The organism is Cellulosimicrobium sp. SJTW-1 (genome assembly GCF_047716875.1).
Classification (GTDB): domain Bacteria; phylum Actinomycetota; class Actinomycetes; order Actinomycetales; family Cellulomonadaceae; genus Cellulosimicrobium; species Cellulosimicrobium funkei.
Genome location: NZ_CP136680.1, coordinates 2962503 through 2975033 on the forward strand (window position 1 = coordinate 2962503; position 12531 = coordinate 2975033).

Genomic DNA, 12531 nt, shown 5'->3' on the forward strand with positions numbered 1-12531 from the left:
GGCTGCGACGCTAGGCAAGGCCGCCGGGGTGCGCCTCACCCCGTCCGGGCGAGGCGCGGCGCGACCGCCGACCCGCGCGTGGCGAGGGCCCGCCCGGTGCGACCGGACGGGCCCTCGCGGGTGGAGCGGTGCGTCAGGCGGTCTCGTCGACCGTGGGGAGCTCGTTCGACGTCGCGAGCCGGCGGTACCAGTGCGCGGAGTCCTTCCACGTGCGCTGGAGCGTGTCGTAGTCGACGCGGATGATCCCGAAGCGGCGCTCGTACCCGTAGCCCCACTCGAAGTTGTCGAGCAGGGACCACGCGAAGTACCCGCGCACGTCGGCGCCCGCGTCGATCGCGGCGCCCACGGCGTCGACGTGGTCGTGCAGGTAGGCGACGCGGCGGTCGTCGTGCACGCGGGGGGTGCCGTCGGCGTCGACCGTGACTTCGTCGGCGAACGCGGCGCCGTTCTCGGTGACCATCATCGGCTGGTGCGGGTACGTCGTCGCCACGGACACGAGCAGCTCGGTCATGCCGGCGGGCTCGATGTTCCAGCCCATCGCGGTGTACGGGCCGGGCTGCTGGACGAACTCCACGTCGTCGACGCCGATCCACGGGCTGTGGCTCGACGCGCCGTGGCCGTCGTTCTCGGACCGCTCGCCCTCGCCGGAGAAGTGGCGCACGCGCACGGTCGAGTAGTAGTTGACGCCGAGGATCGACAGCGGCTGGCGCACCGTCTCGAGGTCGCCCTCCTGCACGAACGACCAGTCGCTCACGTGCGCGGTGTCGGCGAGCAGGTCGGCGGGGTACTCGCCGTCGAGCATGGGTGCGAGGAACGCGCGGTTGGCCAGCGCGTCGATCTTCCGCACCGCGTCGAGGTCCGCGGCCGACGACGGGTCGTCGGGCCGGATGACGTGCAGGTTGAGCGTGACGGACGTCTTCGCGTCCTCGCCGAGCTCGTCGCGGATCGCCTGGACGGCGAGGCCGTGCGCGAGGTTGAGGTGGTGCACGGCCGCGAGCGCCGCGGCGGGCTCGGTGCGGCCGGGCGCGTGCGCGCCGGAGCCGTAGCCGAGGTAGGCGGAGCACCACGGCTCGTTGAGCGTCGTCCAGGTGTCGACCCGGTCGCCGAGCTCGCGCGCCATGTGACGGGCGTACTCGGCGAACGCGTACGCGGTGTCGCGGTTCGCCCAGCCCCCGGCGTCCTCGAGCTCCTGCGGGAGGTCCCAGTGGTAGAGCGTGACGACGGGCTTGACGCCCTTCTCGAGCAGCGCGTCGACGAGGCGCGAGTAGAACGCGACGCCCTCGGGGTTGAGCGGCCCGGTGCCGCCCGGCTGCACGCGCGACCACGAGATGGAGAACCGGTAGGCGCCGAGGCCGAGGTCGGCGATGTGCTGCACGTCCTCCTGCCACCGGTGGTAGTGGTCGTCCGCGACGTCGCCCGTGTCGCCGTTGAGCGTGCGGCCCGGGGTGTGGGAGTACGTGTCCCAGATGGACGGCGTGCGGCCGCCCTCGGCGGCGGCGCCCTCGATCTGGTAGGCGGCGGTCGCGGAGCCCCAGAGGAAGTCGGTCGGGAAGGTGCGGCGGCCCGACGACGCGGGCGCGGCCTGCGCGTCGACGGCGACGGGGGCGGTGGTGTCGGTGGTCACGAGGGTCCTCGCTGGTCGGTCGTCGGACGACGTGGTCCGCGACGGTGGTCGGGTCGGTGGCCGGCGCGACGACGCCGGGCGGACGCGCCATGGGAGCGCTTCCATGGTGCGTCCGCTCAGGATACGTCCTCAGCCGAGGTCGAGAGTCACGCTCGTCGCGCCGTGCGCCTCGGCCGTCGCCGCACCGGCCCGCACGGACCAGGCCGCGGGGGCGTCGTCGGACGAGACGGTGAGGGTCGCGCCCGACCGGCGCACGCGGAACGTGGCCCCGGCCGCGCCGTCCGACGGCGGGACGACCACGAGCTCGTCGTACCCGTCGGGCAGCTCGAACGCGTGCAGCGTGACGCCGTCGGCCCAGGCGTAGTCCGGCCGGTCGGTGCGGGCGCCCACCGGCAGGACGGTGCCCGGGCGCACGAGCACCGGGAGCGAGTCGAACCCGTGCGTCTCGGTGACCCAGCGCGGGCCGGTCACGGTCTCGCTCAGGGCGGGGCCGTCGTCGGGCTGGACGAGACGCGTCCACGTGCCCTCCGGCACGTAGTACTCCACGCGGCCGTCCGCGCGGAACACCGGCGCGACGAGGAGCGCGTCGCCCAGCAGGTACTGCGTGTCCGCGGTGTACCCGGCGCGGTCGTGCGGGAGCTCGAGCACGAGCGGCCGCATCATCGGCACGCCGTCGGTGTGCGCCTCCTCGGCCACCCGCCCCAGGTACGGCATGAGCGAGAGCTTGAGGTGCGTGAACTTGCGCGTCACGTCGACGGCCTCGTCGTCGAACGCCCACGGGACCCGGACCGAGCCCGATCCGTGCAGGCGCGAGTGCGACGACAGCAGCCCGAACGCCGTCCAGCGCTTGAACACGCCCGGGTCCGGCGTGCCCTCGAAGCCGCCCATGTCGTGGCTCCAGTAGCCGAAGCCCGACATCGACATCGACAGGCCGCCGCGCAGCGACTCGGCCATCGACGCGTACGTCGAGTCGCAGTCGCCGCCCCAGTGCACGGGGAACTGCTGGCCGCCCGCGGTCGCGGACCGCGCGAACAGGACCGCCTCGCCCTCGCCGCGCTTGCGCTCGAGCAGCCGGAATACCGCCTCGTTGTAGAGCTGGGCGTAGTAGTTGTGCATCTTGCGCGGGTCGGAGCCGTCGTGCCACGCGATGCCGTCGACGGGGATCCGCTCGCCGAAGTCGGTCTTGAAGCAGTCGACGCCCTGGTCGAGCAGGCCCTCGAGCTTGCCCACGTACCACGCGGTCGCGTCGGGGTTGGTGAAGTCCACCAGCCCCATGCCCGCCTGCCACAGGTCCCACTGCCACACGGACCCGTCCTCGCGCTGCACGAGGAAGCCCTGCTCCGCGGCCTCCGCGAAGAGGGGCGAGCGCTGCGCGACGTACGGGTTGATCCACACGCACACCTTGAGCCCGCGGTCGTGCAGACGCCGGAGCATGCCCTCGGGGTCGGGGAACGTGCGCGGGTCCCACTCGAAGTCGACCCACTGGTACTCGCGCATCCAGAAGCAGTCGAAGTGGAACACCGACAGCGGCAGGTCGCGCTCGGCCATGCCGTCGATGAAGCCGTTCACGGTCTGCTCGTCGTAGCTCGTCGTGAACGACGTCGTGAGCCACAGGCCGAACGACCACGCCGGCACGCGCGCGGGGCGGCCCGTCAGCGCCGTGTACCGGCGCAGCACGTCCTTGGGCGTCGGGCCCTGGATGACCAGGTACTCGAGCGCCTGCCCCTCGACGGAGAACTGGACGCGCGTGTTCACCTCGGAGGCGACCTCGAACGAGACCTTCTCCGGGTGCTCGACGAACACCCCGTAGCCCTTGGTCGTGAGGTAGAGCGGCACGGACTTGTACGCCTGCTCGCTCGACGTCCCGCCGTCCTCGTTCCAGATGTCCACGACCTGGCCGTTCTTGACGAACGGGCCGAACCGCTCCCCCAGGCCGTACACGAGCTCGCCCGGCTCGAGCGCGAGCTGCTCGTGCGTCCACGCGCCGCCGTCGTCCGACGTGACGTGCCCGACCGACTTCGGCAGCGAGGAGGTCAGCACCTCGCCGTCCGCCTCGAAGTCCACGCGCCAGCGGTCGCCCCGGTGCACGCGCACGGCGAGGTCCTTCGACCGCAGGACGGCGACGTCGTCGTGCACCTCGACCTCGGGCCGGAACCCCGGCTCGCCGGTCACCTGGAACGCCGGGCCCCGGCGCACCGCGCCCTGGTGGTGCTCGACGCGCACGCGGATCACGCCGGGTGCGGGCGAGGAGTACGTCGTCGTGAGCATCGGGCGGTTGAGCGTGTCGCCCCGGCCGCGGATCTTCGCCGTCGGCGCGTACACGGTGAGCGTGCCGGCCGCCTCGTCCGCGCGGACGTCGTCGACCTCGACCGCGTAGAGCGGGTGCATGCCCGGTCGGACCTGCCAGTACCCGTCGGTGAACTTCATGGGTGGTGCTTCCTTCGTCGGTGCGTATCGGTGTCTCGGGGCGTCAGGCCGGAGGCCTCACTTGACGGCGCCGGCCGTCACGCCGCGGGTGAGGGTGCGCTGGAAGATGAGGAAGAAGATCAGCGCGGGGATCAGCGAGACGAGCGCGCCCGCGTTGGTCGTCGGGGCGTCCATCATCCGGTCGCCCTGGAGCGACGCGAGCGCGATGGGGATCGTCTGGGTGTCGTTGGTCGTCAGCATGACCAGCGGGATGAAGAACTCGTTCCACGTCCAGATGAAGAAGAAGATCATGAGGACGCCGAGCGTCGGCCGGACGATCGGGTACACGACCTGCCACAGGATGCGCCAGCGGCCGGCGCCGTCGAGCTGCGCCGCCTCGAGGAGCGCGGGCGGGAACGTCCCGAGCACGGACGAGAGCAGGTAGGTGCCGAACGCCGCCTGGATGACCGTGAAGATGATGATGATCGACCACTGCGAGTTCGACAGGCCGACCTTCTGCGCCATGTCGAACAGCGGGTAGATGAGCGCCTCCTGCGGCAGCATGTTCGCCACGAGGAACAGCGTGACGATCCACAGCCGGCCCTTGATGCGGCCGACGCCGATCGCGTACGCGCTGAGGAGCGACAGGAGCGTGCCGAACACGGCGACGAGCGCCGAGATGAAGACGGAGTTCCAGAGCTTCTGCGGGAAGTTCGTGCGCGTCCAGAAGTTCTGCACGCCGTCGAGGTAGAGCTCGCTCGGGAGGCTCAGCGGCCCGTCCTGGGAGTACTCGGCCGGGGACTTGAACGCGTTGAGCACCATGATGACGAACGGCGACAGCATGAGGAGCGCGACGAGCACCGCCGCGGCGAGCACGAACCAGCGGCCGATCCCGCGGCGGTAGCGCTCGTCCTGCCGCGTGGCGCGCAGGGCGCGGCGGGGGCGGGACGCGCCGGCGCCCGGCGCCACGGCGTCCGCGGGGGTGGTGGTGACGGTGGACATCAGCGGCCCTCCTGCTCACGACGCTCGGCGCGGCTCTGCAGCGCGAGGATCACGACGGCGACGACGATGATGACGAGGGTGAGCACGGTCGCCACCGCGGCGCCGTAGCCGACCTTCGACTTGTCGAAGAAGTTCAGGTACGAGTAGTAGCTCGGGACGAGCGTGGAGCTCTCGGGACCGCCGCGCGTGAGCACGTAGATGGGCCCGAAGACCTTGAGCGCCGCGACGGTGCAGGTGAGCGTGACGACGAACGTCTCGGGACGGATCTGCGGGATCGTGATGGCCCCGAAGCGCCGCCACCAGCCGGCGCCGTCGAGCTCGGCGGCCTCGTAGAGCTCGGGGTCCACGCGCTGGAGCGCGGACATGAAGATGACCACGGGGTAGCCGATCTGCACCCAGATGAGCACGAGCATGACGCTCGGCAGCGCGGTCGAGGTGTCGCCCAGCCAGTTCGGCGGGTTCTCGACCCCGATCCCGCGCAGCATGACGTTGAGCGCGCCGGTCTGGGCGTTGAGGATCCAGTTCCACAGCACGCCGGCCACGGCGACGGGGAGGATCTGCGGCAGGTAGTACGTCGCGCGCAGGAACGCCGCGACGCGAGGCCCGAACCGGCGGCCGAGGTAGTCGAACAGCACGGCGGCGAGCACGAGTCCGACGAGGGTCGGCACGACGACCATCGCGAGGATCATCGCGATGGAGTTCTGGAACGAGGTCCAGAACGCCGAGTCGTGCATCAGGTCGGCGTAGTTCCCCAGCCCGTACCAGCGCATCGGCGCCATGCCGCCGCGCCACTTGAACAGGCTGTAGTAGACGTTCATCGCGAACGGGTAGCCGATCACGACGACGAACGCCACCGCGCCGGGCAGGAGGTAGGGCAGGTACGGGAGCCAGGCGGGCCGGCGACGGCGGCGGCGTGCCGCGGTCGCGCGCGACGCCTCGCGCGCGGGTCCGGGCCCGGCCTCGGGCACGGTGTCGGTGCGGGTGGTCATGACGGTCTCTTTCGCGGGAGGTCCTCGGGCGGTGCTCGGGTGGTGCCCGGGCGGCCGGCCGACGCAGGTGCCGGCCGGCCGCCCGGGACGGGCGGTTCCGCTCAGCTGTCGAGCAGGTCCGCCTTGCCGTCCACGTAGGCGGACTCGAGGCCGTCGAGCACCTCGGTCGGCGACTTCGACTGGTTGATGAGGGACTGGAGCTCGCTGACGATCACGTCGTAGTAGCCGGGCACGGGCCAGTCGGGGTAGAACGCGAGGCCGTCGTCGTCGAGGATCGCCTGGAAGTTCTCGGTGAGCTGCTGCGTGCGCTCGTCCGTGATGACGGACGCGTCACCGGCGACGGGCAGGCCGCCCTTCTCCGCGAGGATGTCCTGCACCTCGGGGCGCAGCGTGACGTCGATGAACTCCTCGGCGAGGTCGGGCGAGTCCGCGTTCGCGGGGACGACCCACAGGTTGCCGGACGAGCCGACCTGGAGCGTGTTGCCGGGGAAGTTGAACTGGCCCCAGTCGGCGTCCATCTCCTCGACGATGCGGCCGAACCACCACGAGCCGGAGACCATCATCGGGTAGGTGCCGTTGATGAACGAGACGCCCATGTCCTCGGCGGTGAGCGCCGCGGAGTCGGACGCGACGTAGCCGTCCTTGATCCAGGAGTCGAGCTTCTCGGTCGCCTGCGTCATCTCGGGACCGTGGAAGTCGGGGTCGCCGTCGAAGAGCTGGTACTGGTCGATGAAGTCGCGATCGGAGTTCGCGAGCACGAGCTCGTACCAGAGCTGGCCCATCGGGTACTCGGCGCCGGCCTCGGCGAGCGGCGTGACGCCCTGGGCCTTGAACGCCTGCATGACGGTCTCGAGCTCCTCGAGCGTCGTCGGCACCTCGAGCCCGTACTGGGCGAACATGTCCTTGTTGTAGTAGACCTGCACGAACTCGCCGTAGTTCGGGACGCCGTACCACTCGCCCGAGCCCATGAGGCCCTGGTCGTCGTAGGTCGCGGTCGTCTGGAGCGAGCCGCTGAGCTTCTCGTCCCAGCCGCGCTCGGTCGCCGCGTCGGTGAGCGGGGTCAGCAGACCCTGCGCGGCGAGCTGGCCGGCGGTCGCGTTGCCCTTGTTGTACTCCATGACGTCCGGCACGTCGTCGCCGGTGAGGACGATCTTGGCGTTCTTCTGGATCTGCTCGAACGTCTGCTTCTCGACGACGACGTCGACGTCCGGGTTCTCCTCCTCGAAGATCTCGATCGCCTTGGCCCAGGCCTGGCCCATGGCCGAGTCCTCGTTCTCGTAGTGCCAGATCGTCAGGGTCTGGTCGTCGGACCCGCCGCTGCCGCCGGAGCTCCCGCACGCCCCGAGGGCGAGTGGGAGCGCTGCCACGGCAGCGACGAGCGAGATCTTCCGGGATCGCAGCATGTGCGTGTCCTCCTCATCGAGTTCCGGCGAGGGCCGGAGGGCGGCCGGGCGTCGCCCGGCCGGTCGGTGTTTCAGCGAGCCGCGGGCTCGGGGTCGTCGTCCGGTGCCCGGCCGGCCGCGGGGGCGACGCTGCTGCCGGGCTCGAGGACGCACGGGATGAGCACGTTCGGTGTGCTCGGACGGGAGCCGTCCACGAGGGACAGCAGCTTCTGCACGCCCAGGCGGCCGAGCTCGGCCCCGGGGGCGTGCATGGTGGTGAGCGGCGGGTTGCTCATCTCCCCGACGCCGGGCGACGTGACGATCGACAGGATCGACATGTCGCCGGGGATCGCGACGCCGCGCTGCTGGAGCTCGGCCACGACGCCGAACGTCGCGATCTCGTTCATGGTCACGAACGCCGTGAGGCGGGGCTCGCGCGCGAGCAGCGTCGCGACGGCGTCGCGGCCGGCGCTCGGCGACTCGTCGACGCGCAGCGCGACCGGCTCGAGCCCGCGACGGCGCATCGCCGCCTCGAAGCCCTCCTCGGCACGGAACGTCGGCGCGTAGCCGTCGTCCGCCGTCGCCTGCGAGTGGTTGACGAGCGCCACGTGCCGATGCCCCAGGTCGACGAGGTGCTGGACCGCGTCGTCCGTCGTGCGCTCGAAGTCGATGTCGACCGACGGCCGGTCGGAGACGTCCCGCGTCCGGCCGATCATCGTGTACGGGACGCCGGCCTCGTGCAGCACGTCGACCCGCGCGTCGTCGAGCGCGACCTCCATGAGCAGGACGCCGTCCGCCATCCCCTGGCGCACGAGGTCGCGGACCTCCGGCGCCTGGGTCGTGCGGAAGGGCCACAGGACCAGGTGGTAGCCGTTCTCGCGCGCGGTCTCCGCCGCCGACGAGACGAACTCCGCGACCGTGCCGCCGAGGCCCTTCTCCATCGCGGGGTAGATGAGGGCGAGCACGTGGCTGCGGCGGGACGCGAGGCCGCGGGCCATCGCGTTGGGCTGGTAGCCGAGCTCGGCCATGGCGTCCTCGATGCGCCGACGCGTGGCGTCGGAGACCGGACGCGTGCCGGACAGCGCGTACGAGACCGTGCTCAGCGAGACCTGCGCGCGTCGCGCCACGTCCTGCATCGTCGCCATCCTCACCACTCCCCTGTGGTCCGGTCCCGCGCCTCGGCCGTCGAAGCGCTTCGTCGAAACGCATCGTCGAAGCGCTTCGATGTTACGAGTATTGGTTGAACAAATGGCTGGCGTCAAGTCCGTCGGGCAAGAGCACGCTCTCTCGTTCTTGCTGCGCGCCCCGACCTGCGACGACGTCCGGACGCGCACGAGCCGCCGGGCGGCAGGACCGCCCGGCGGCTCGATCGGTCCCCGGCGGGCCCGGGGTCAGGCGGAGAGGTCGACGCCCTCCCCGCCGCGCAGCACCTCGCGCACGCGCAGGTCGCCGTCCGTCACGACGACGTCGGCACGCAGCCCCGCGACCAGCCCGCCGCGGTCGTCGAGGCCGAGCACGCCGGCCGGGGTCCACGACGCCGCGCGGACCGCGTCGACGAGCGGCACCCCCGCCTCGACCGTCTCGCGCACGACGTCGAGCAGGTGGTACGTGCCGCCGGCGATGGCCCCGCCGTCGGTGAGGCGCGCGACGCCGTGCGCGACCGTGACGCGCATCGGGCCGAGCTCGTACGCGCCGTCCGCCATGCCCGCCGCGGCCATCGCGTCCGTGACGAGCGCGACGGCGTCCGGCCCGGCCACCGCGCCGTCCGCCCCCACGTGCGGGCCGACGAGCTCGACGACGCTCCGGATCGTGCCGTGCGCGAGGTGGGTGCCGTCGGCGACGAGCTCGACGACCATCTCGCCGCGCGCGGCCGCCGCGAGGCACGCGGCCACGGGCCCCGGCTCGCGGTGGTGCAGCGGGCGCATCCCGTTGAACAGGTGCGTCGCGGTCAGCCGCGCGCCCGGCCGGCCCGCCGCGGCGAAGGCCGCGACGCCCGCGGCGATCGCCGCCTCGGTCTGCTCGGTCGTCGCGTCCGTGTGCCCGATCGAGGGCACGGCGCCGACCTCGACGAGCGTCTCGATCACTCCCCCGGGCCCGACGACGCCCGGCACCTCGGGCGCGACCGTCATGGTGCGCAGGTGCCCGCGTGCCGCGGCGGCGATCGCCCGGACGAGCTCCGGGTCGCCGTCGAGCATGTCGTGCGGGTTCTGCGCGCCGCACCGCACCTCCGAGAGGAACGGGCCCTCGAGGTGGATGCCGACGATCTCGCCCGCCTCCGCGAGGTCGGCGAGCGTCGCCGCGCGGGCGAGCAGGACGTCGCGCGGCGCGGTCACGAGCGACGCGACGAGGCTCGTGGTGCCGTGCCGCAGGTGCTCGCGCGCCCCGCCGAGCGCCTCGGCCGCGCTCGTCGCGTCGGGGAAGCTCGACCCGCCGCCGCCGTGGTCGTGCACGTCCACGAGGCCCGGGAGCAGGGTCGCCCCGTCCCCGGCGGGCACGTCGGGGAACCCGGCGGCCGCCGCCTCCGCGCGCGGGCCGACCCACGCGACCCGCCCGTCGCGGACGGCCACGACGCCGTCGTCGAGCACCCCGTCCGGGGTGACGACGCGACCCGCGAGGACGCGCGCGGTGCCGGGCTGCTGGTCGGGACGAGGGCTGCGGACGGCGTCGGTCATGGGGCCATTCTGGCGCACTTCGTACACCCGGCGTGCAAACCTCTCGGGTCAGCCGTCCGACGCCTCGAGGAGCCGTCGCGCGCCCCGCCCGAGGTGCAGGGCGAACAGCCGCTGGAACGTCGGCACGGCGAACGAGAACGGCCGCACCCACCACAGCACGGGGCGGCTGAAGACGTCGATGCGCCACCACAGGTCGCCGGCATCGTCGCGCTCGACGGCGAACCGCTCCTCCCCGACGAACGCGTGGCCCGGGAGCGTCCCGTAGGCGAAACCCACGCGTCGCTCGGTGCGCTCGACCCACACGACCTCGCACGGCTCGTACAGCCGCAGGCGCCCGACACCGAGCAAGGTCGTGACCCGCACCCCCGGGGCTGCCTCCGCGGCGTCCGTCTCGAGCCGCACGCGTGCCGCGGCGTGCACCTGCCACGTGAGGAGCTGCTCGCCCAGCCGGGCGAGGTCCTCGGGCGGGCGGGCGCGGTCGGTGAGGCGGCGCCGCACGTGCAGGTGCCGGTACCCCGCGGGCCAGCGGTCCGTGCGCGTCGCCCCGACCTCGGGGTAGGTGAACGTCATGCCGTGCTCCTCTCGGCCCCCGGGCGGGGGCTCGTCGGGTCCGGGTCCCCTGCCGGGGACGGGGTCGTGCCGTCGCGGGCGAGCAGCCGGACGCCGAGCAGCGCGCACAGCACGAAGCCGAGCGCGTTCCCGACCCCGTGCGTCGCGGCCATGACGTCGAGGCTCGGGTGCGCGAACCCGAGGGCCTCGCCCCCCGCCCACCACAGCGCGAGCACCATCGACGCGCTCACGACGACGGCCGCCGTGCCGAGCAGCGCCCGGGCCGCGGCCGGCCGTCCGCCGGGGCGCGCGAGCGACCGCACGACGGCGGCCGCCGTCGCCCACAGCGCGAGCGTGAGGACGAGCGCCCCGACGAGCTCGGCGACGTCGCCCACGAAGTACCCGACGAGGACGAGCGCCGTCCCGGCCGGGACGCCCCAGGCGCCCGCGGTCGCGAGCCGGTCGCCGGGGGCGAGCCGCGCGACCGCGCCGGCGACGAGCGCCGCCCCGAAGCCTGCGTAGAGCATGTGCGGCACCGTGAGGGCGAGGTACGTGCCCGAGAACCCGAGCAGGCCCCACTCCGCGCGCTCGGCGACGAGCGCGCTCGCCCCGACCGCGGGCAGCACGAGCGCGGTCACGGTCGCGGCCCGGCTCGCGAGGTCGACGCGCGGCGGCACGTCGCCCAGGCCGGCACAGGGCACGACGGCGTGCGCGCGCCCCGGGCGGGCGGGAGGCGCCACGTCGCGCAGCGTGCCCACGGCGAGGCGGATGCCCGCCCCGAGCAGCACGGCGGACGCAAGCACGAAGGGCAGCGTTAGCACGACGGCCAGCCTGCTGTGCGGCAGCAGGAGGCTCACGACGGCGGCGGCGCCGGCGAGCGGCCACGCGGCGCTGCGCGGCGCAGGGACGACCTGCCGCCCGAGGAGCCGGAGGCCGAGCGGGAGCACGACCACCGCGCCGAGCGCCACGAGCAGCCCGACGACCGCCTCCCCCGCCGGGCTCACGACGACACCTCGCGGGTCGGGGCCGGCGCCGAGACGTCCTGGACGAGGCGCAGGGCGTCGTCGACCACGCCGCGGGCGACCGGGAGGCGTGCCAGCCGGACGAGGTTGCCGACGAGCGTCGCGCCGCCGTCGACGAGGCGGCGCGTGCGCGCGAACCCCGGCGAGGAGTCGTAGACCCAGAAGAGCGTGATGCCGAGCTGCGCCAGCCAGAGCAGCTCCGGCAGGCGCGCCCGGAGGTGCGCCGGGACGCGCGACGACGTCCCCGCCACGACCTCCTCGAAGAGGCTCCGCGAGAGGTCGCGCGCGTCGGTCGACGCGGCCGAGAACGGGCTCGCGTCGGAACCCGGACGGATCGCGACCGAGACGAACTCCGCGCCGAACGCGTGGAAGGGGGCGAACGCGTCGATCGCCGCGCCCCACACGCCGCGCAGCCGGTCGGCGAGCGACCCGCCCACCGCGAGGACCGGGGCGGCGAGCGCGGCGTGCTCGCGCTGCACGTCGAGGTAGAGCTCCTGGACGAGCGCGTCCTTGGACGGGAAGTGGTAGTACGCGTTCCCCGTGCTCACGCCCGCCTCCGCCGCGACGGCGCGCATCGTCGTGCGCTCGTAGCCGACGTCGCGCAGCATCCGGATCGCGACGTCGCGCAGGTGCGCGCGGGTCCGCTCGGACTTCGGCGTCGCGCTCATGCGTCAGGGCCTTTTTTGAACATGTTCAAAAACTACCACGGCACGAACCCGTCTCGTGCGGTGCGGTGATCGGGGGCGCGGTGCGATGACGGCGCGCGCTGAGAGGCCAGCTGCTGCTGTCAGCCGCCGAGCAGGCGGTCCCGGCCGGACGAGCAGGCGGTGGTGGCTCGTCCGGGGGTCGGGACGGACCACGACCGCCTGCTCGGCGCTGGGTCGG

Annotated in this window: 10 protein-coding genes; all 10 read right to left on the reverse strand. The window is 73.2% G+C overall.

Translation table 11 applies throughout. The annotated features are described in order from the left end of the window. Window positions 1-133 precede the first annotated feature (133 nt). Window positions 134-1624, reverse strand: coding sequence for a GH1 family beta-glucosidase (locus RSE42_RS13400; RefSeq protein ID WP_415296594.1), 1491 nt, complete (start codon window positions 1622-1624; stop codon window positions 134-136). A gap of 129 nt (window positions 1625-1753) precedes the next feature. Then, window positions 1754-4051, reverse strand: a complete 2298-nt coding sequence (gene yicI, locus RSE42_RS13405) for an alpha-xylosidase (protein WP_396052365.1) — start codon at window positions 4049-4051, stop codon at window positions 1754-1756. A 57-nt stretch (window positions 4052-4108) separates the two neighbouring features. Beyond that, a complete protein-coding gene (locus RSE42_RS13410; protein WP_083711944.1) occupies window positions 4109-5032 on the reverse strand; it encodes a carbohydrate ABC transporter permease in 924 nt (307 codons plus the stop codon). Then, the gene (locus tag RSE42_RS13415; RefSeq protein ID WP_081599874.1) at window positions 5032-6021 is read right to left on the reverse strand and encodes a carbohydrate ABC transporter permease; all 990 of its coding nucleotides are present in this window, start codon (window positions 6019-6021) and stop codon (window positions 5032-5034) included. Before RSE42_RS13415 ends, RSE42_RS13410 begins: the two co-directional genes overlap by 1 nt. A gap of 101 nt (window positions 6022-6122) precedes the next feature. Further along, a complete protein-coding gene (locus RSE42_RS13420) occupies window positions 6123-7424 on the reverse strand; it encodes an ABC transporter substrate-binding protein (RefSeq protein WP_076406003.1) in 1302 nt (433 codons plus the stop codon). A gap of 71 nt (window positions 7425-7495) precedes the next feature. Continuing rightward, entirely contained in the window at window positions 7496-8548 is a 1053-nt protein-coding gene (locus RSE42_RS13425; RefSeq protein ID WP_051027855.1) for a LacI family DNA-binding transcriptional regulator, read from the reverse strand. Between the two features lie 246 nt (window positions 8549-8794). Next, entirely contained in the window at window positions 8795-10075 is a 1281-nt protein-coding gene (locus RSE42_RS13430; RefSeq protein ID WP_043653189.1) for an N-acetylglucosamine-6-phosphate deacetylase, read from the reverse strand. A gap of 48 nt (window positions 10076-10123) precedes the next feature. Continuing rightward, the gene (locus RSE42_RS13435) at window positions 10124-10645 is read right to left on the reverse strand and encodes a DUF1990 family protein (RefSeq protein WP_171468190.1); all 522 of its coding nucleotides are present in this window, start codon (window positions 10643-10645) and stop codon (window positions 10124-10126) included. Next, window positions 10642-11628 (reverse strand): YndJ family transporter, encoded by a 987-nt coding sequence (locus RSE42_RS13440; RefSeq protein ID WP_415296599.1) that lies wholly within the window; start codon window positions 11626-11628, stop codon window positions 10642-10644. Before RSE42_RS13440 ends, RSE42_RS13435 begins: the two co-directional genes overlap by 4 nt. Further along, complete coding sequence (locus RSE42_RS13445; protein WP_415296601.1) at window positions 11625-12314, reverse strand: TetR family transcriptional regulator; 690 nt, start codon at window positions 12312-12314, stop codon at window positions 11625-11627. The genes RSE42_RS13440 and RSE42_RS13445 overlap by 4 nt, the downstream gene beginning before the upstream one ends. Window positions 12315-12531 lie beyond the last annotated feature (217 nt).